The organism is Mycobacterium sp. URHB0021, from assembly GCF_054057895.1.
Genome location: NZ_JBSRZT010000001.1, coordinates 1 through 18,805, shown reverse-complemented (window position 1 = coordinate 18,805; position 18,805 = coordinate 1). Strand labels below are relative to the sequence as shown.

16 protein-coding genes are annotated in these 18,805 nt (G+C 67.0%); 5 read left to right on the top strand and 11 right to left on the bottom strand.

What is annotated here, in order from left to right:
- Window positions 1-22: 22 nt before the first annotated feature.
- From ACVWWN_RS00080 to ACVWWN_RS00060, 5 genes are read left to right on the top strand one after another with little or no spacing between them, the layout of a single operon-like run.
- A complete protein-coding gene (locus tag ACVWWN_RS00080) occupies window positions 23-307 on the top strand; it encodes a glycosyl transferase family 39 (RefSeq protein WP_457142088.1) in 285 nt (94 codons plus the stop codon).
- A gap of 2 nt (window positions 308-309) precedes the next feature.
- Window positions 310-1,896: a hypothetical protein gene (locus tag ACVWWN_RS00075; RefSeq protein WP_457142087.1), complete on the top strand. Its 1,587-nt coding sequence runs from the start codon at window positions 310-312 to the stop codon at window positions 1,894-1,896.
- Complete coding sequence (locus tag ACVWWN_RS00070; protein WP_457142086.1) at window positions 1,797-3,200, top strand: ATP-binding protein; 1,404 nt, start codon at window positions 1,797-1,799, stop codon at window positions 3,198-3,200. Before ACVWWN_RS00075 ends, ACVWWN_RS00070 begins: the two co-directional genes overlap by 100 nt.
- The gene (locus ACVWWN_RS00065) at window positions 3,200-5,245 is read left to right on the top strand and encodes a hypothetical protein (RefSeq protein WP_457142085.1); all 2,046 of its coding nucleotides are present in this window, start codon (window positions 3,200-3,202) and stop codon (window positions 5,243-5,245) included. Before ACVWWN_RS00070 ends, ACVWWN_RS00065 begins: the two co-directional genes overlap by 1 nt.
- Window positions 5,242-5,529 (top strand): hypothetical protein, encoded by a 288-nt coding sequence (locus ACVWWN_RS00060; RefSeq protein WP_457142084.1) that lies wholly within the window; start codon window positions 5,242-5,244, stop codon window positions 5,527-5,529. The genes ACVWWN_RS00065 and ACVWWN_RS00060 overlap by 4 nt, the downstream gene beginning before the upstream one ends.
- Before the next feature lie 245 nt (window positions 5,530-5,774).
- Here the strand turns inward: ACVWWN_RS00060 and ACVWWN_RS00055 are convergent, their stop codons facing one another.
- The 11 genes from ACVWWN_RS00055 to ACVWWN_RS00005 all read right to left on the bottom strand — a co-directional run.
- Window positions 5,775-6,800 (bottom strand): hypothetical protein, encoded by a 1,026-nt coding sequence (locus tag ACVWWN_RS00055; protein WP_457142083.1) that lies wholly within the window; start codon window positions 6,798-6,800, stop codon window positions 5,775-5,777.
- 133 nt (window positions 6,801-6,933) lie between these two features.
- Window positions 6,934-8,775 (bottom strand): type VII secretion AAA-ATPase EccA, encoded by a 1,842-nt coding sequence (gene eccA, locus ACVWWN_RS00050; protein ID WP_457142082.1) that lies wholly within the window; start codon window positions 8,773-8,775, stop codon window positions 6,934-6,936.
- Window positions 8,776-8,817: 42 nt separating this feature from the next.
- On the bottom strand, window positions 8,818-10,383 hold the full coding sequence (eccE, locus tag ACVWWN_RS00045) for a type VII secretion protein EccE (RefSeq protein ID WP_457142081.1): 1,566 nt from the start codon (window positions 10,381-10,383) through the stop codon (window positions 8,818-8,820).
- Between the two features lie 26 nt (window positions 10,384-10,409).
- The gene (gene mycP, locus ACVWWN_RS00040) at window positions 10,410-12,095 is read right to left on the bottom strand and encodes a type VII secretion-associated serine protease mycosin (RefSeq protein ID WP_457142080.1); all 1,686 of its coding nucleotides are present in this window, start codon (window positions 12,093-12,095) and stop codon (window positions 10,410-10,412) included.
- On the bottom strand, window positions 12,092-13,684 hold the full coding sequence (gene eccD / locus ACVWWN_RS00035; protein WP_457142079.1) for a type VII secretion integral membrane protein EccD: 1,593 nt from the start codon (window positions 13,682-13,684) through the stop codon (window positions 12,092-12,094). The genes mycP and eccD overlap by 4 nt, the downstream gene beginning before the upstream one ends.
- Window positions 13,681-15,270 (bottom strand): nucleotide-binding protein, encoded by a 1,590-nt coding sequence (locus ACVWWN_RS00030; protein WP_457142078.1) that lies wholly within the window; start codon window positions 15,268-15,270, stop codon window positions 13,681-13,683. The genes eccD and ACVWWN_RS00030 overlap by 4 nt, the downstream gene beginning before the upstream one ends.
- A 117-nt stretch (window positions 15,271-15,387) precedes the next feature.
- The gene (locus tag ACVWWN_RS00025; RefSeq protein ID WP_457142077.1) at window positions 15,388-16,278 is read right to left on the bottom strand and encodes an ESX secretion-associated protein EspG; all 891 of its coding nucleotides are present in this window, start codon (window positions 16,276-16,278) and stop codon (window positions 15,388-15,390) included.
- 232 nt (window positions 16,279-16,510) lie between these two features.
- The gene (locus ACVWWN_RS00020) at window positions 16,511-16,798 is read right to left on the bottom strand and encodes a WXG100 family type VII secretion target (protein WP_457142076.1); all 288 of its coding nucleotides are present in this window, start codon (window positions 16,796-16,798) and stop codon (window positions 16,511-16,513) included.
- Window positions 16,799-16,843: 45 nt separating this feature from the next.
- A complete protein-coding gene (locus ACVWWN_RS00015; RefSeq protein ID WP_457142075.1) occupies window positions 16,844-17,134 on the bottom strand; it encodes a WXG100 family type VII secretion target in 291 nt (96 codons plus the stop codon).
- A 144-nt stretch (window positions 17,135-17,278) separates the two neighbouring features.
- Complete coding sequence (locus ACVWWN_RS00010) at window positions 17,279-18,457, bottom strand: PPE family protein (RefSeq protein WP_457142074.1); 1,179 nt, start codon at window positions 18,455-18,457, stop codon at window positions 17,279-17,281.
- Between the two features lie 154 nt (window positions 18,458-18,611).
- The coding region (locus ACVWWN_RS00005; RefSeq protein ID WP_457142073.1) for a PE family protein at window positions 18,612-18,805 on the bottom strand (194 nt) is incomplete at its 5' end.

Sequence of the window (18,805 nt, the reverse complement as noted above, 5' to 3'; positions counted from 1 at the left end):
CACTCACGAAAAGGAACACGACATGACTCAGCTCTCCGACACCCGCATCCTGGCGGTGGCCGACCTCGTTCAAGGCACCCAAGGGCTCTACACCTTCGGCGTCGTCATCCTCGCCCTCCTGTTCCTGCTCGCCGGAGGAGCCCGCGGCTTGGCGGCCTTCGGCGGCGGACGCATCGGGTCGGCGATCGGGTGGGTCGCCGCCGGCATCATCTGCGCCGTCATCACCGGCAGCGCCTACGCCATCTACACCTCCACGAAGCAGACCGTCGACAACCGCACCGGCGTCACCTCCGGGCAGTTCGGCTGATCATGGGCGACACCGCACAGCTGTTCACCGGCGTCCACGACACCCCGGTCTACACCAACGTCCTGTTCGACAAGCCGCTGCGCGTGTGGGTGGCCGTGCCCGCCATCGTGGGCACGGTCACCACGCTGCTGCTGTCCGTCCTCAACCTCGGCTCGGGTCATGCGCTAGGCATCCTGCTCGCCGGCGCGGTCCTCACCGCGGTCCTCACCGGGCTCGGGGCGATGGTGCCGCGCGCACGTCCCAGCATGGCGTTCCGCCTGCGAGCGCTGAAAGCGGTCGCGCGCCCGGTCGTGCACACCAGCGCGGACACCGGAATCCTGGCGCGCCCCCACCTGGTCGACAACCTCTGGTTCGGCGTCGATGGATCGGTGTATGCGGGCTTTCTGCTCGCGGGACTGCCGTACCACCTGCAATCCATCCGGCGCAAGACGGGCGTGGCCGACCTGCACATGCTGCTCGGGCGTGAACTACCCGCCGACAGCTGGCTTTACGGCCTCGGTGTCGCGCAGGACCAGCATCAGCTGCTACGCGCCATGGTGCACGGCTACCGCGACCGCACCGACTGGGTCCTCAGCTGCGCCCAGGTGGCCGACCATCTGGCCGAGGAGGCGCCCAAGACGCGCCTGTACTGGCTGATGGTGCCCGTGGACGCCGGCCGTGCCGGTCACAACGTCGTCGGGCAGGCCACCAAGCTCAAAGACTGGGTAGCGGGCAGGGACAAGGACTCCGACTCGTCCCTGCGCGCCTACACCGACCTGGCCTATGACATCGCCAACTCGCTGCCGCCCGAATTCTCGCCCGTACCGGTCACGCCGGCCATGTCGGGGTGGTTCTGGCGGCACAACGCCTGGCTGGGCACCTACTTCGATCCGCTGCCACGCCGCCGCCATGTCGGCACCGCGAACATCCACGCCGACCAGCTGCCCGCCGCCGCGTTCGACGAAGGCGACCAGATGAACCGGCCGCGCCGGCCCGGCATCTTCAACGCCCTGCCGTCCTGGAAGAAGTACATGCGCGTCTCGGCCGCAGAACCCGGCCCGTCGAGCCCTGACAGCTATCAGGCAATTTTGCCGGTCGTCGACGCGCCCGAAGGTGGCATCGTGTTCCCGGGCTCGGAATTCCTCTCTGCCCTGGACGATCTCGACACCGGTGCGGTGTTCGACTTCGCCATCAACCTCACCGCCCTGCCGCGGGAAATGGAGTTCCGCCGCAACGACCGCGCACGTGGCAACATCGACGACCAGTACGACCACCGCGGCGACGTCCGCAACGGGTACGCCGAGCTGCAGTCCACCGAACGCAAGATCGCGGAATACAACCGGCTGCTGTCGGCCAACATCGACGAACAGCCCATGACGGCCTCGTTCTTCGTCCACGTCGGCGCCCCCGACGCTCGCACCCTCGACCACAGCATCAAGCGCCTGCGTGAGGACCTGACCCAATCCGGGCATATCGTCGTGCGCCATTACCGCGGAGTACACACCCACCTGTGGTCATCTTCAACCCCGGTGTCGCCCAACACAAGAGCGGTGCAAATCAATTCAGCCACGCCACCACCGCCACCAAGTGGTCACGGTTTGTCCCGCTGATCTCCGCGCAGCTGGGCAGCTCCACCGGCATGCTGCTCGGCTTCAACAAGAGCAACGCCAACAACAGCGCCGTGCTGTTGGACCTGCCCGGCACCGCCCGCCGCAATCACAACCCCTGCCTCATCTGTGCGGGTGCCCCCGGTTACGGAAAGTCTTACACCGCCAAAAGGATTGTCAAAGCTGAACTGCAGCGCGGAGCGCAAGCCTTCATCGTCGAACCCGACGAATACGGCGAGTGGGCCACCGCATTGGCCGACGTACCCAACAAGGCCGTCATCGACATGGCCGGCGGTGAATTCGGTTGCGACGCCCTGCGGATCTTCCCCGATCGCGTCGCAGGCTCCTATTGGCTCGACTACATGATTCCCATGCTGGGCCTCGATGTGCGCAGCGTCGCCGTTGGCCGACTGCGCACCCTCCTGACGCCGCAAGCACGTCGAACTCTCGGAATCACCAGCACCGCAACACTCATGAGCTATATCCGAGGAATCCAGACCCCAGTCGGCGAAGCCGACACCCGGCCGACGCAGGTCGTGCAGCTCGCCGACGACCTGCGTCCGGTGCTGCTGGCGCTCGCCTCCTGGGCCACTTACGAATTCACCCAAGCGATCTTCGACGACACCCTGCCCATCCCCGACCTCAAAACGCTTGATGTGACCATTTGGCAGACCGGCAGCCTCGACCTGCCCGACGCCGAAGAAATGGCCAACCCGCACCTCTACCAAGCACTCAGTGACCGCCAGCGTGCCTCCATCGCCGTCTACGGCATGCTGGTCCGCCTGGCGCGGGTGAGCTTCTTCAACAACACCAACCGGTTCGGTCTGATCGTGCTGGAAGAGGCAGGCCCGCTGCTCAACTCGCGCACCGGGGCCCGCGATGCCCACCTGATCAGCCGGCGCGCTCGCAAGCACTACACCGGGATGATCATCATCACCCAGAACCCGCTGAAGGACCTCGCGCTCATGGGCGACGAATTCATCACCCAGCAGATCATCGTGCCCTTCGAGAAGGAGACCATCGCCCGGTCCGTCGCCGCGACCGTGGGACTGCCGTTGGACGAGTACCCGGAGTTCCAAGACTTCTTCCTCGCCAAACCGGCCGCCGACCAAATGCGCGACCCCACCGCCTTCGACGAGGACGCCGTCGACGAGGCGGGAACCACCGCCCGGGGCCGCGGCGACCTGGAGGGCCGCGCGTTCTTCATCGACGAATTCCGCCGGCTCGGCTCGATCCGCGTCGCGCGTGAACCCGACGAAGCCCTGCACCGGCTCTTCGACACCACACCAGACCAAGGAGCAGCGTGATGACCACCGCGGTAGTGCCGATACGCCCGCCACTGCGGGACGTGGTGGCCGAGCGGATCGGCTACGAACTGGCCGTTCACCCCCAGCAGCGCCGCGTCTTCGTCGTCTGGCTGGCCACCCACTCATTGGCGGTGTGGGCGCTGATCACCGCGCCGCGGGCAACGGCCGCCACCATGGCCGCCGCGCTGAACTGGACCGGCATCACCGACAGCTACGGCGTTCCGGTGGGGGCCTACTTCCTGTCCACCGTCGACACCATGGAAGCCCTCACCGAAGGCGGCCCGGACGTCAGCGTGGTCGACCCCGGCTCCTGGATGCGCTGGGGCGCGCACGCGATCACCACCGGTCTCACCCACGAGACCGTCGCCAGCTGGGTCCAAGCCCAAGCGTCGGTGTACATCTTCCTGCTCGCCGGCGTGCTGTGGCTGCTCAAGTTCGCCATGTCGAGCACCTGGCTGTACTGGCTGGCCACCTGGTTCAAACCCATCCTCGAGGCACTGCGCCAGCTGCTCGTCGACCTCCACGTGTTCCCGATCTGCCTCATCCTCGGAATCGGCGTCGGTGCCTTCCACATCCTGTGGCACGGTCGGCGCGGCCACGGAGCCGCGATCATCCTGAGTGCCTTCGCGATCGGCATGCTTGGGCTCTGGCTCACCCGCGACCCGCTCGGTGAACTGACCGGCGACGACGGCGTGCTCAACCAAGCCAGGACACTCGGTTTCAGCGTCGCCCAGGCAGCCACCAACAACGGCCCGATCGCCACCGGCGGCGCCACCGGGCAGCTCAGCCACCTGACCAGCGTCCTGGCCGACGCGCTGCTGCGCGCCCCGCTACAACTCTGGAACTTCGGTACCACGGTCGATTCCATCGGCAACTGTGGCCACGACTGGTCGGCCGCGATCATGAGCGGCGTGCGCGACGCCCCCGCGCACGCCATGCAGTCCTGCGGCGCACCCCAGGCCCTGCACTACGCGCAAAGCATCGACGGCAGCGTCTTCGCGCTCGGCGTCGGATTCTGCTTGCTGGGGCTGTTTTTCGCCGTCTTCGTCCTCTACATCACCTACAGCTACATCATGGTCTGCGGGGCCGCGCTGCTCAACGCCGTCATGGCCGTCTTCGCCGTGGGGCCGGCCATGATTCACGGCGCGCCGCGCCGGCGCGCACGCCGCCGTCTCGAACAGTTCTTCCGCCACGCCTTCTTGGTGTTCGTCTACGTGCTCTACACCTGCATCGCAGCCCTGTTGATCCTCAAAACCGTTGCCCCCGGCGGCCTGGCGTCACAGGTCGGCATGACCAGCCCCGTCGCCATGCTCGTCCTGGTGGCCCTGTGGTCGGCGGTGGCCACCGGCGTCTTCTGGTACCTCAAGCGCGAGATCCTGCACGACCGCGCCCGCCAGGACCTCGTCCACTCCGTCCGACAGGCGATCCACCTGGGCAACACCGGATATCAGCGTGGCGAAGCCAAAGTGGCGCAGGGACGCGACCTGGCCGACAAAGCCCGCGAACGGTTCTCGCGTTCGTCAAACTCCGGTGACACCGCCAGCGGCGACTCGTTCACGCGCGCGCCCGTCACCGGACGCCCAGCCGCCGGACAACCCGGCCGGGCCACCACGAAACTCACCCCACCCTCCACCACTCCCACGGGATCAGCCGCGGCATCGGCGGGACGCGCCAGCGCCGCAGGCGGAGCGTCCGGGGGTGCCGCGGCCGGTGCCGCAGAAGCCGGCGCGGCCGTCCTGGCCCCCGAGGTGGTCCTCCCGGCCATCGCCGCGGCCGGAGTCGCCTCGAAAGTCAAGGGGCACAGCAACAACGCGAAGGATCCTCACCAGCCTCCGAGCGTCGACTCAAACGCCCACCGTGGCGCGCCCGGCTCACCACCGAGCCCGGCACGGCCGTTGCCGCTCCAATCAGGGGGTGTCAGTCCACGGCCGCAACTTCCCGCAGCACCTGCGCAGGGCGGTCACCGACCTCAGGACCGGCCTGCGCGTTCACCGATGCGGTCTCACCCCGCCCCCGATCCCGTGCCCGGAAGGAACCGCTCATGACCGACAACACATTGGCATCAGACGCCAGATCCGTGGTGCACGCTGCAGCGATGTCTACCAACGTCGAGCTGGCCAAAGCCCGGGCCGATCTTCACCACGCAGTGGCGGCCACCGACGCCCACCACCGCACTCAATACGCCCTATCCGCTCGTGACGGCGCAGCCAGCGTCTTACTCGAGCCTGCCTGCTCGCCGCTCGAACGCGACTACGCGGGGTTCTACTTCGCTCAAGCGCACGCCATTGTTCGAAAATGGTCGTTGATCAGATCTCAAGCTGCATCCTAGATGAGCCAGTTGCAGTAGTCGGCGTCGTTTGTTTCTGGGCAGATTCGCGCATGATTCGGCGATGACCGTATTAGGTAAACGGTGCCATGACGGACGTGGCCTGATCCACGCGATCAGCCGGCGTTCTGGTTGCGGGTGTGAGCGAGGCGGTAGGAGTTGGTGCCGGTTTCGATGATGGTGCCCCCGAAGGTGAGGCGGTCGACGGCGTCTATCGCCGAAGATGTTGTAGTGAAGCGTCTCTCAGATTAGAAGGGTGGTTCGTCGGAGCCTGTGGTCCAGGGGTGGTCGGTCTTGGTCATTGCGTCGTCTGGGAGCGGCAGGTTGGTAACGACGTAGAGGTTGAGGATGTCGTCGCGGTCGATGAACATGATTTGGCTGCGTTTGGAGGCATCCAGTGCGTTGCCGAGCCAATTGCGGGCGGCTTTGGTGATTTCGCCTCCGGCGACGATGAAAGCGTGGTCGACGAGGACGCGTTTGTTGTGTTCGGGGTCAAAGATTTCGTGTGCCAGCATCATGAGGGCTTGGTTGTGGATCTCGGCGATGTTGGCGTTGCCTGCCTTGGTGACCCCGGAGGCGTCGAGTTTGCCCTTCTTGACCTGAATGCCTAAGTAGAGCCGGTGCTGGGTCGGCAAGGTGTAGCGCATCCAGATGTCTTTGCCGTATTCGAGTGCCTTGTCCTTATGGCCGGCGGCGGTGATGCGATGAAATCCTAACTGGCGGAACAATGGCAGCAGGACGTCCTCGATGAGTTGGTCCTCGCTACAGGTGTCGAGGTAGGCGATCAGAGCTGTGCGGCGCTGGTTTTCTACGGCTGTGAGAGGCCGATGCGGGTTCACCTGCAACACGGTCACGGTGTCCGAGCCGACGTGGCGCAGGTAACAGTGGCCGTCTTCGCCGCGGAAGGCCTCGAAACCTTCCTTGCGCAGTACGTCGTTGAGTTGGCCGAGGGCGTTCGTGCGGTCGGCGCTTTCGTTGAGGGCGTCGCCGGGGTCCATTAGTTGGTCGATGAACCGGCAGAACAACTCTGGTGGGTGGGCGGGGCCTTCGTGGGGTTGGGCGAGCATCTTTTCGATGATGTCGGCGACCCACCAGTTGCGGGTGGTTCCGTCGTGAGTCCAGTCGGTGCCGAGCTCTTCGAAGAATTCGGTCAGGTAGTAGCTGGAGCGGTAGGGGAAGTATCTGGGTTGTTGGTCGGGCCCGGGGGTGTCGGAGCCGAGGTTGCCGCAGACCAGGTCGCCCAGGTCGAGGCAGTTGCGTCGTCTAAAGTTCATGGTTCCTCATGGTGATCGCGGCGTTGCGGTGCTATATCAGATGGCACTGGCGTGGCTAGTTTCCGGCGTTGAGTCGTTCCGGTTCGCCTCGACACTCGACACGACGACGACGTTCATGCGTTGAACTGATCCCTTATGAGGGGGGTGTCTGGTCGGATTGGGCGTCCGACACTGCCGCAGCGACGCCTTCGGCGACGTCTTCGGCGATGAGCTCTTGGAAGGGCAGTAGCTGCGCTTCGGTCAGCAGGTCGTCCTGAGCCAGGAGGGCGTCAAGGTCGGCGTTGTCGACGCGGTTGTTGCGGTGGTCGCGCGCCTTCTCGACGATGTTGCGGACGAACCCCGCATTGCCGAGCCAGTCCGTTCCACGGATCACGTCTCCGTCGGGAGATCTGTTCTCCTGCAGGTAATACCGTTCATACAGCGGCCGCAGCGTCGCCTCGACGTCTCCGGCGAGGACATCCTGGTATTCGGCGGCCATCAGCTGGGTGAGCTGCCACAGCTCCTCGGGTGTGTAGGACTCGAAGCGGATCACGGTCGGGAACCGACGCCGTAGGCCCTGGTTGGCGGTGAGCATGCGGTCCATCGCGTTGGGGTAGCCTGCGCCGAAGACCACCAGCTCGGCGCGATCGTTCTCGAGGTACGGCAGCAGTGTCTCCAAAATCGCTGTGCCGTAGGCGTCGCCGCCGGAGTAACCGGTCTCGTAGAGGTTGTGCATCTCGTCGATGAACAGCGCCCCGCCCATCGCCCCTTCGACGGTGGCCTCGGTGTTCTTTTCCGCGTCACCCATGTGCCGGCCGAGCAGCTTGGAGCGTCGGGTCTCGACGACGGTTGGCCGGCGAAGGACGCCCAGTCCGCAGAGCTGTTTGGTCAGTGAGCGCGCCACCGTGGTCTTGCCGGTTCCAGGGGGGCCCAGAAGTAGCGTGTGGCGGGAGCTGACCGGCACCGGTAAGCCGGCCTTGACGCGCAGCTGGTTGACCTTCGTGGTGGAGCGGATCCGCTTGACCTCGCGTTTGGCGGCCTCCATCCCGAGCATCGCGTCGAGCTCGGCGTCACCTTCGGCGAGCAGCTTGCTTGCTTCGGCGGAGTGTTTGGCCGCCTCCGCTGCTTCTTTTGAGGGCGCGCTGTCGGGATCCCAGGGGTTGGTGCGCGTCTCGATGGCCTCGGGGCTCGTCAGAACGAGACGGATGGTCTGATCGTCGAGGGCTTCGCGGGCCGGCGCGAATTGCGGGTCGCGTGAATAGGCGCGCCGGAGAAGCTGATTGGCGTCATCGGCCTTGTCGAGGTGGCGCAGGCACATGGCCTGGGTGTACAGCGCCACGGTGGTGGCGGCTGGCGCCAGGTCGCTGTTGGCGGCTTCTTGGGCGCGGCGGTAGGCGTCTTCGAAGACCCCGAGGGAGGCCAGAGCGGTGGATGCCATCGCCGCAGCCGCCACACCATAGATCGGCAGCCGCCACACCCGGTCGTCGGAGAAGGCTGCCAGCACGTCGGGCCAGCGCTTGGCCTGGAAGTGCAGCAGCCCGCGGGCGTAGGCGTACGAGTCGGCATCGAACGGATCGGTGGGGGCGGGCTCGGACAGCACCGCATCTGCCTCCGGGAAGCGCTTCTCGCGGATGAGTGCAACCGCCAGTGCCGCCCGCAGCGCATCGCGTGAGGTGACCTCCAGTCGCAGGAACAGCCCATCGGAGACCATCGGACGAAAGGCCGTTCCGCGCAGGTTGAGCCGGTGAATCTCCCACCCGTACGATTCGCGCGCATCCCATGCTGCCTGGACGACCCCGACACTGTCGTCGCCGGCCACGATCCGTGCCAACCACGCGTCGCAGAAACCGGGGTCCATGGCGGTGGCCTTCTTGAACTGCTCAGCCGCCACGGCCGGGTTGTGGCCGGCCATCACGCCGTCGACATTGATCCCCGAGGCCAACAGACCTCTAGTCATCGCCGTGCGAGCCGCATCGGTGGCTTGAATGCTCGTCATCGCCGCGGTGTCCCTTCCGAAGGTTGTGGTGTCAGCTCGCGATCAGGCCACGCGCCGGGCAGCGGCGGCGATGTCATTGCGCTCACTTTGGACGTTGATGTGAAGCCGGTAGCGGAACTCGGCCGTCCGAATGACGGCGGTGCTGTTGGAGTCCTGCTCTAGGTGCACATCGGCCACGCTCGCTGTTCCCCTCTCGACGGCCCGCACGGTAACCGCGGCGCTGGGGTGGTTGCCTGGAGTGCCGACGTGGTCATAGACCACCATCATCGCGCGCCCATTGTCGGGCAGCTCGGCGGGCACTTCCCTGACCACCCGGAGGCCAGGGGCCAGAGCGCTGCGCCACCGCTCCGGGCGGCCCGTGACGACGGCGACCCGATAACCGGTCGCCGCCGCACGCTGAGCGATCTGCACCAGCAGAGCCAGCTCCCCGGCGACGGTCACCGACGCGCGCTTGCCCGGTCGAGCGTCTCCGAGGGGAACCAGCATTGGGTGGTGCTTGGCCGTGGTGCCGATCAGGATCCCGGTTGCACCGATGGGGGCGCGCAGCTTCTCGCCGTCGCCAAGCTCACGGTGGGACAGCTGCAGGGCCGGCACGGCCGGCTCCAGCAGTGTCGCCCGCAGTGCCAGCTCCTGCTGACCGGACAGCGGGTTGAGCCCCCGCAACGGTGGCTCGGTGAGCTTGCCCGCCGTCGAGTAGCGCACCAGCGCTCCCACCGACACCGATCCGTCCTCGCCCGGACGCAGCTGGATCGTCGTCATCGTGGCATCGGTGTCCGGTGCCCACAGTCGGTCCAGGGTGGCGGTCGTGATGTCCGGCGGCGAAATCCAGTAACTGGTCACCGCGCCGGCGGGATGAACGAGGGTTGACCACTGCGCGACAGCCCCATGGGCGAGCGGTCCCGCTATGGCTGCATCGAGTTCGGCCAGTTCGGCGGGTTCGACCAGTCGGGAGGGGCAGCCGTGGGCACCCAGCTCGACAGCTAGCCGCCGCGCACACGCCAGCAGTGTCGCCGCCACCGAGTCGCGGGCAGCGATCGCGCCGGCGTTATCGCGGCTGCGGATCCGCAGCACGCACCAGGTGCTGCGCTCACCTACCGCTCCGTAGTCGGCGACGATTCCCGAGTAGGTGGCGGCGTAGTGATGGTGGTCGTCACTGGCCCGGCGCCGACCGACGCTATGAATGTCGATTCCGGCGAGGGCGACGTCGAACTGCTGCACGGCGCGAGCGACGACACCCACGGGAAGCATCACCCCGGACTGGACCTGATGATGATCCAGGACCGACGGGGTGTGAGACGGGCCGTCGACGGCGACGACCGCGAGCGCCTCGAACTCGTCACCGCGGATGGCCGCCTCCTCGGTGGTCCAGCGCGGCCGATGCGAGGATACCGGGGCCACCACCGACGCTGTGGCGCGCCGCTTGGTGATTCGGAGAAGTCCCAACGCGCCCAACGTTTCTTGACGCCACGTCACCAGCAGCGCGAGGTCGACGAGAACCGCCACCGCGATCGGCACCGCCAACGCAACCGGCCCGTGCCACAGGTGAGTGCCCAGCGACAACAGCGCGATTGTGACGACGAAGGCGACGATCACGCGCCACCAGGTCACCCTGAGCCCCAATGGGAAAGCCGATTTCACTGTGTCCCCCTGTTCCGAACGATCGCCGCGACCCCGATGGCGCCGACCGCGAGCAATGCCACCGCGCCGATTCCGCCGAGCGCGATCCACACCGGCGACATGTCGCGCTCCGGATGCGGCGGCGGAAGCACTAGCGGCTCGGCGATGCGGTCCGGCGGCCGCGGATCACCGTCGGGCAAGTCGTAGGTCAGGGCGGCGACCGGATCGACGATCCCGTAGCCCACCTGGTTGTCGACGCCGCGGGCCGGAGGCCGCGCGGTGCGGATGAGTCGGTTGATGATCTGATGTGAGGTGAGCGACGGATACTTCTGACGTACCAGGGCGGCGACACCGGAGACGACCGCGGCCGAAAAGGACGTTCCGGCAGGGGAAACCAACTGTTTGTCGGTGCCCTCGACCGCGTTCATCAGACCATCGTCGCGCGCGGACAGGCTCTCGATATTGGTCCCCGGTGCCGCGATCGACACCCACGGCCCGGCCATGCTGAGGTCGGTCAATGGATTGCCGTCCGCGTCGACGGCTCCCACGGTCAGGACGTAGTCGGAGAACCACGCCGGGGTGACGACCGTGTTCACACCATCCCAGTCGCGTGGATCGTTGGGGTGCAACGGGTTGTAGATCGGGTTCTGTTTGCAGTCGTTGTTGCTCGTATTGCCTGCAGCGGTGACGATCACCGCATCCTTGTCGACCGCTGCGTAGCGGATCGCCGCACCCAAGGCGCGCTGGTCGATCACGTCCAGGGCGCTCATGCAGGACACCTCGGAGATGTTGATGACCTTGGCGCCCAAGTTGGCGGCATGAACGATGGCACGGGCCATCGATTCGATGTCCCCAGCTTTGCGTCGAGTGACCGGATCCTGGTTGCCGAAGGAGTTCTCCGGGCTAAACGCCTGAGAGGACTGCCGGATCGAGAGGATCTGAACGTCCGGTGCGATCCCGCTGTAGGCGTCCGGTGGCGGAATCACCGCTGCCGGCGCAGATGGTGGCGGCGGATCGTCAACCGGCAGAGGCCCGGGAAAGTCGACCGGTTGGACCTGCAGCACGCCGCCGCCGCTGTGCTGCCAGGCTGCCGGCGGAGCGTCCGGCGGTGGTGGCGGTGGCGGTGGTGGCGGCACCTGAACGATCACCGTCTGCGGTGGTGGTGGCGGTGGCGGCGGTGGCGGGGCTTCCGAGGTCGGAACGGTGTCGGGGCGGCGCGTTTCTCGCGGCGGCGGTAGAGGTGTCTTGCCGTCGGCCGGAGCGGCCCCGATGATCGACGCCACCATCGTTCCGTGCGCATCGCAGTCTTGGAGTCCGTCGCCGTCGTCGACGACGTAATCGCCGCCACCGACAAGGTTGGGCAGGCGCGGATGGGGGTTGACCCCGGTGTCGATGACCGCGACCGTGATGCCGGCCCCGCGGCCAAACTGCCACGCATCGGCGAGATTGAGCATGTCCATGTAGCGCGGCTGCACGCGGTAATCGGTATCGGGCAGCGTGCCCACGCGGGGGCAGTAGGCACCCTGTTTCATCGACTCAGGCGGGGTGGGCGGGCCATCAGGCGGCACGGCCCCGGGATCGATCGTCGGCCGTTCCACGGCTCCCACCGTGGGGGCGGTGGCCAATGCCGGCGCGAAGGCAAGGAGCACCGCCGCCAGCGCGCCCGTGGTGGTGCGAACCACAACAGCCGCCGCGCGGTTCACGAGCGGTACCGGATAGCCGAGAACACGTTCATCAGCCAGAACGTCAGGGGGAACGGCGCACTGAGCAGCAGATAGCCCACCCACTCCACGATCTGCTTGAACATCGGGCTGTAGAAGTGCGAAGGGATGATCGAGGCCAGGGCAAGCCCGCCGGCGGTCAGCACCAGCATCGCGGCGCAGGCGATGAGCAGGGCTGCCGGTGACCACACGGCCACCGCGTAGCGGATCGGGACCGTCAGTCCGATGGCGACTGACATGACCGCCAACAGCGTCGACTGCCGCCGGTCGGTGTAGGAGCGAGCGTGAAGAAGCATCGCCCCGGCGCTGGCGGCCGCCACCACCACGGGCAGCCAACGCCGGTCGGTGTGCGGATCGCAGAGCCCGGTCGCGCACACCACCAGCAGGATCGCGAATCCGGCAAGCAGACCCGTCAGAAAGCTGTGCGCGCGGTCCACCGAGATGATGACGTTGCGCACCGACTCCGGACCCTCCAGCGTCGGAGCGTTCCCGCTGGGCACCACGACGGCACTGGGCAGATCGGCCCGGGTCTCAAAGATCCAGCGTCCGCTGGCCGACGGGAACACCGGCAGCCGCAGGTTCGCCAGCATGCGCGCAAACCCGGGCGTGAGTTTGACGCAGATGATGGCCACCAGCAGCACGGTGCCAAGCAGGGTCACCGCAGAAGTCACCAGCAGCATGCGGGCGACCCCTACCGCGAGAGTGGCCGCGCTGATGACGACCACCGCCGTGCACAGCGCGATATGGCGGCCCGCGAACCGCACGATGAGTATCGCGGCGGCGAGCGTGATGGCCGCTCCCAATCCGGTGTGAACAGCGCCCAGGGGGCCGGGAATGGCCAGCGCCGCCGCGAGTGCGGTCGTCGCGGCAGCCAGCAGCAGGAAGGTGTCGGCGACGAACAGCTCGGCCCGCAAGGTCTCCGCGCGATCAGGCTCGGCATTGCGCGGATCACCGGCCGCACGCCGGCTGCGAGCCGACCGTAGTCCCGTGACAGCAGCGGCGACGATGAGCACCAGGGCGCACACGCCGCCCGCCTCGCTGGCGATCCAGTCATCGTGGCCGTAGCGCCACCGCAGCAGCAGGGCGGCGACCAGTGCCATGGCGATCGCCAGCAGAACCACTCCGACGCGTGCCGCCCACGCCGGGGTCACCGAGGGCCAGCGCTTGCGCAGCTCGGCGGGAATGGCGCTCGTCACGTGCTCGATGACCGGGATCCGGGTCTCGGTGTCGTCGATGAAGCGCAGCCACAACGTGGCGCCGTCGAGCACTCCCTGCTCGCTCAGGGAGCGTTTGGGCTTAAGCGGTGTCCCGTCGACCCAGCACAGCGCCCACCGGCCGCGGGTCGAGCCAGCGTCCCCGGAACGGGTCGAAAGTCGTGGTTTGCCAATCTCGTTGAGATGGCTGTTGAGCAGGTCGACCAGCGCCGGTGTCTGCACACCGATCGCGGCCGCGGCGTCGAGACGCACACCGATCTGCACGTCACTGACCATGACGGCCACCAGTACCTGGCGCAGCTGCTCCTGTTCTTCACCCACCCCGGTCGCCGCCGTGGCATCACGAACCGAGGTCACCGCAGCGCCGTCCGTCCGCTGCGGAAGCCCTGCGCCAGCCACGCGGCCAGGTCAAGATAGGCGTACTGGGTGCTGCGGCGCAGCGCATCGAAATCCAGCTGCGGGCTGTCACGCAGGTGCTCGTCCCACGGGACGGCGGTCACCCCGCCTACGCGCTGACCGATCGTTTCACGCACCTTGGCCATGAAATCCTTGTCGGCGCAGTTGTATACGTCGTTGAGCACCAGCGCCGAGCGGCGCAGCAGGGACTGGTACTCGCTGCGGGCGGCAAGCCACTTGATGGTGGTCTCGGCGGCGGCGGCACCGTCGTAGTTCATCGTGCCCACGATCACCAGTGAGTCGACGCTGGAAAGAACCTCCTGCATGACCGGATGCTCGATTTCGGGGCCGCAGTCGATGATGGCCAGCTGGTAGAACCGCCGCACCCGGTTGAGTAACGCGCCGAAGGCTTGAGGGGTCAGGTCGAACGGATTGGCCACGTTCTGATTGGCGCCCAGCACTTCCAGGCCGGGCTTGCTCTTGCCGGTGTAGTGGCGCGCCATCGGGTACGTCTGAAGGTTGTTGTCCGCCAGGAAATCTCGGATGGAGGCCGTGGCGGTGGGGTCGATGACACGTCCCAGCGCCCCGTAGGTGGGATTGGCGTCGATCGCGATGACGGGTTCGGTGCGGTACTTGGCGAAGGCGGTTCCGACGCCTGCGGCGATGCGGGTCTTGCCGACTCCCCCGCGCACGCACACCACCCCGATCAAGTAGTTGCCGGGGATGTTGGTGGTGATCAGGTCGATCTGGTCACGCAGGCGCTGTTCTGCGGGTCCGGCCCCAAGATTGATCGTCTTGCCCGAGCCGACATAAACGGTCTTGCGCCAACCCATCTCAGGCGGCAACTTGCGCGCCGCAACGACGTCCTCCACGCGCAGCGCCGGAGCGTTCGACGAGTCGTCGAAGCTGGACCCACTGGCATCCCATGTCGTTTGAAGTTCGCCTCGCGCCACCGCGTAGCCTTGCGCGGACTGCGGCCACGGAGGCTGCTGTGCAGCGAAGGGCTGCGCTGCGACGGGTTGCGACGTGGGCCGGTGCGCCTGCGCAGGACCGCGAGAGAAGTCCTGTGCCTCGGCTGGAACGGCTGCCATCGGCCCGGACAGCGCCTGGAAGTCAGCAGGCCCAGCGAACGGCCGAGCCGGGGCGGGATTTTGCTGGCGCGGGTCTTCGGCGTAGTTGGTGGCGGCGGCTTCCCCGCCAGAACCGGTCCCACCACGCAGATCACGCGGATTGGGATCGCGATAATCCACGCCCGTGGCCTGGGGCCCGGCCTGGGGCATGCCCACTGGCGGCCGTCGTTCCTCGGCTGGCCGCGGGGTCGGGGGCGCAGTGCCGGGCACAGGCTGCACGACCGCCGTTGTCGGTGTGGTCTCCCAGTCGGGCACCGGCTGATAGGGCGGAGTCTGCGGCTCGGACATCGACGGGAGGGCCGGTGCTTGCGGTTCCGCGCCGATATCGGCCTCCTGGTCGAGGCTTCGACCGGGAGGACCCTCGTCAGGATCCTGCTCGCTCAGGTACCGCGCGGCGAACTCCGGGTCCATGCTCATACAACCACCCCAATGGCTCGATAAGACGTGATGATGCAATCGTAGGGCCGCGAATTACCTGTTAACTACGCCCAAGCGAGAAAGTTCGGTACACCTGTTGCCGGGCGCCTCCCGCTATCACAGGAACCGTTGGTGGCTCTCCCAGTCCCGCACATTTACTCTGCTCAGTACGGTGTGAATGCCCTGCAAAATTTGACTGGCAGAGCCAGGAGCAATGACCATCCAGTCCTGGGTGGAACCGCGCGGGGCCAGCATCTGATACAGCGCCACCCGGCCGGCGTCGGTGTCGCGGATGTTGATCGAGGTGGCGCCATTGATCTGGCGCGCATCGCTGTGCGCCCGTGCATACATCACGGCTTCGGTGACCGGTTCGTCCAGGAGAGCGCCCAACTCGGCCAACGCAGCCGGCGGGATGCCCAGCGAGCGCAGCGGAATGTCGCGTTCAGGCCCCGCCGGAGCGGCCGCGCGCTGCGAGGCCGCGGTCAAGATGTCTTCGTAGGGAAGGTTCATCGCCTCGATACGTGAGGGATTGACCGGATGCAGGGCGTTGAGTTGATCCACGATGACCTCAGACAGCCACGCTGCTGACTTACCGTCGAAGGACACGTCGTCGATCGTGATGTCGTCGCCGGCCCGCGCCGCGGAGACCCACTTGCCGTCACGCCGGGCCAGCACGACTTGGAGTTGGTTCTCTGGGATGTCGCGCCGCCATGTCTGTGGGTCGGTGACGTCGATGCGTCCCTTCCATGAAAGTGCGCCGCGCGCAATGAGGATGGCGACTTCCACGTCAGGGGCGCCCAGCACACGCATCCGCGCGGCGACCTCGGGGATCACGTGTCCGTCCTGGCCCACCACACCCGCGCTTTGCAGCTGCTCGATGCGGGGATCCCCTGAGAACCACGTGCTGTCGCGCGGCGCCCCGTAGGGCACGGTGCTCAGTTCCGGCGCGACAGTGGCGATGTCGAGCATGGCCTGAAGCATCCACATGCCGTGGAGGTTGACTGTCACGTCGGCGACTGGAGTGCTGCTTCTCGCAGGAATCATTGTGCGCGTGTCCTTCTCGTCAAGGGACCGGGGTCGTGTCGGGGCCGGAATTGAAAGCGGCGGCACCCTCGCCGAGGGTGCCGCCGCGAATGCTCAAGCGGTGCCGATCGAGACGAGCTGCGCCGCCCTGGGTGTCGTGGGCAGTGCGCCCGCCCCGACGTTCAGCGGCGGGAGCGCACCCCCTCGTCGGTCCTGCTCAGACCGACCAGGTGCCGCCGACACCGCTGTCGGTGTGGGCGGTGTTGCCACTGACGGTCTTTACCTTGCCGCCATGGCTGTGCAGCTCCTGGAAGATGACGGCGAAGTTGCGGTTCAGTTCAGTGACGAACTCTTGGAAACCGGAGCTACCGACGCCGCCCCAGAACTCCGAGGCCTCGTTCAGGTGCTTGAGGATGGCCTGGTGCTCAGCCTCAAGCTGTCCGGCCTGAGCCTCGAGCAGGCCACCGTGGGCCTCGACATCCGCGTACTGATAATTGATGCTCATGCTGTGCGGTTCCTTTTCTGGAGATGATTCGGGAATGGGGTTCGGTCAGGACTTCAGCGCGGCGGCGTTGGCCTGTTCCTGCTGCTCGTAGGTGTCCGCCGAGGTGCGCAGGTTGTCACTGACGAACGTCATCTGGTTCTCGATGTTGCGGAACGCCCGCATCATCTCCTCCATGGTGCCCAGCGATGTCATGTTGGCATCGCCCTTCCAGCCGGCGCCCGAGATGTTCTCGGCCGAGGCGTAAGCCTTCTGGGCGTCGGCGTGGATATTGGTGGCGTGGTTGGCGAAACGGCCGGAATAATCGCGCATCGCGGCCGGGTCGGTCATAAAGGACATCGGTTTGCTCCTGATTTCTCGGTTGAAATGCTGGCCATTTGCCGGACTGGTTAATCGTGTCCCGCGGGCGCGATGTATAGCAACGCGCCTAGAAAGTTTCGTGAAATTGAATTCCCGACCCCCTTCGGTTTCCGCCGCACCCGGTCAGCGTGGTCTCGGCAGCACGCGCACCGGCGCGCCGTAGGACGCTCCATTGCCTGACGAGTTCTCCCGGCCTCCCATGGCCGCCATGGGGGCTGCACCGCCGCCGACGCTGGCCGCTGCGGGCGCAGCGCCGCTGGCACCCCCACCGCCGGTGGCGGAGATCGGGGCGGCGCCGGAGCCCCCGGATTGGGCGCTGGCCGCCCAGGTGGCCGGGACCGACAGCCCGCCGAGGCTGCCGCCGCGGCCCAAGCCCGCCGACAGCGCCCCTGCCCCACCGCCGAAGCCTCCGCCGCCCAATCCCCCGGCGCCGGTCAGCGAAGACGCCGCCGAGGTCAGTGCGCCCGTGCCGCCGACTCCCCCCATCGCGGGGTTGCTGAACATGCTCATGAACGGACTCATCAGCGACTGGAAACCGCCGAGGCCTTGGAGCGGAATGCCCATGCCGCCCATGAGTGGCTGAGCCAAGCCTTGGAGGGCTTGGGGTACGGCGCTCATGAACTGCGGCGCCATCGTCATGATCGAGGAGGTCGAGTCGCCACCCATGCTGGACACCGACTGCCCGGCCGTCGCCGCGTTCTGGCCCGCCTGCCCGGCCGCTGTGCCGCCGGCCTGCGCCACCGCGGCGGCCTGGCTGGCGACACCACCGGGGTTGACCGTCGGCGCCGGGGGCATGAACGGGACCAACATGCCGGTGATGCCGGCGGCGTCGGCACTGAACCCGTACATCGTCGTCGCGTCCTGGGTCCACATCTCGTCGTAGGCGGCGACACAGGCCGCGATCGCACCGGAGTTCACGCCCATGAAGTTCGAGCCGATGAGTGCTTGGAGCAGGTTGCGGTTGGCCTCGATGACCGGGGGCGGTACCACTCCGGCGTGCGCGGCCTCGACCGCCAGCGCGGCTTGCTCTGCCGCCACTGCCGTCTGCTGGGCCTGAGTCGCGGCCTGAAAGAGCCAGCGCACGTTCTCTGCCCCGCCGGTCGCCATCATCGCCGAGGACGGGCCTTGCCAGCCGCCGCCCAGCAGAGACATGATCGCCTGATTCAAGGCAACGGCGTTGCTCTCCAGATTGGCCGCCAGTGCCTGCCAGGCTCCTGCCGCCATGGTCAGCGGAGCCGACTGGGGCCCGGCATAGGCCCGTGCGGAGTTGATCTCCGGGGGCAATGCTCCGTACTCAACCATGGAAGAACAAGGTCCTTTCGCCGCGTGCACGGCTCCGACCGAGCAGGTCATGGAGGACGCCCATGACCGTCCGCCCAGAGATCAGCCCTGAGGGCTCAGCTCGGCGTTCACCGACCAAAGACGCATCCACGAGGAAGTCGGGTTTTCCGTCGCGCTACAGCGCCGCTGCAGCGTTGAACGCCTCAGTCGCCGCGTAACTCGCCCCGGAGGTGCCCAGCGCACCGGCAAACATCGCGTGCCATGCCGAGGCCGTACCCGCCATCGCCTGATACAGCGAGCCGTGCGTGCCGAAGGCGGCCGAAAGCAGCAGCGCCGTCTCGTTGGCCTGCGCTGGCGCGACGGCGGTCG

What these genes read in the sequence shown, in the direction of transcription:
- ACVWWN_RS00055 (WP_457142083.1), bottom strand. Translation starts at nt 6,800, where the DNA reads ATGAACTTTAGACGACGCAACTGCCTCGACCTGGGCGACCTGGTCTGC.
- ACVWWN_RS00010 (WP_457142074.1), bottom strand. Translation starts at nt 18,457, where the DNA reads ATGGTTGAGTACGGAGCATTGCCCCCGGAGATCAACTCCGCACGGGCC.
- ACVWWN_RS00015 (WP_457142075.1), bottom strand. Translation starts at nt 17,134, where the DNA reads ATGTCCTTTATGACCGACCCGGCCGCGATGCGCGATTATTCCGGCCGT.
- ACVWWN_RS00075 (WP_457142087.1), top strand. Translation starts at nt 310, where the DNA reads ATGGGCGACACCGCACAGCTGTTCACCGGCGTCCACGACACCCCGGTC.
- ACVWWN_RS00060 (WP_457142084.1), top strand. Translation starts at nt 5,242, where the DNA reads ATGACCGACAACACATTGGCATCAGACGCCAGATCCGTGGTGCACGCT.
- ACVWWN_RS00030 (WP_457142078.1), bottom strand. Translation starts at nt 15,270, where the DNA reads ATGAGCATGGACCCGGAGTTCGCCGCGCGGTACCTGAGCGAGCAGGAT.
- ACVWWN_RS00020 (WP_457142076.1), bottom strand. Translation starts at nt 16,798, where the DNA reads ATGAGCATCAATTATCAGTACGCGGATGTCGAGGCCCACGGTGGCCTG.
- ACVWWN_RS00065 (WP_457142085.1), top strand. Translation starts at nt 3,200, where the DNA reads ATGACCACCGCGGTAGTGCCGATACGCCCGCCACTGCGGGACGTGGTG.
- ACVWWN_RS00080 (WP_457142088.1), top strand. Translation starts at nt 23, where the DNA reads ATGACTCAGCTCTCCGACACCCGCATCCTGGCGGTGGCCGACCTCGTT.
- eccA (WP_457142082.1), bottom strand. Translation starts at nt 8,775, where the DNA reads ATGACGAGCATTCAAGCCACCGATGCGGCTCGCACGGCGATGACTAGA.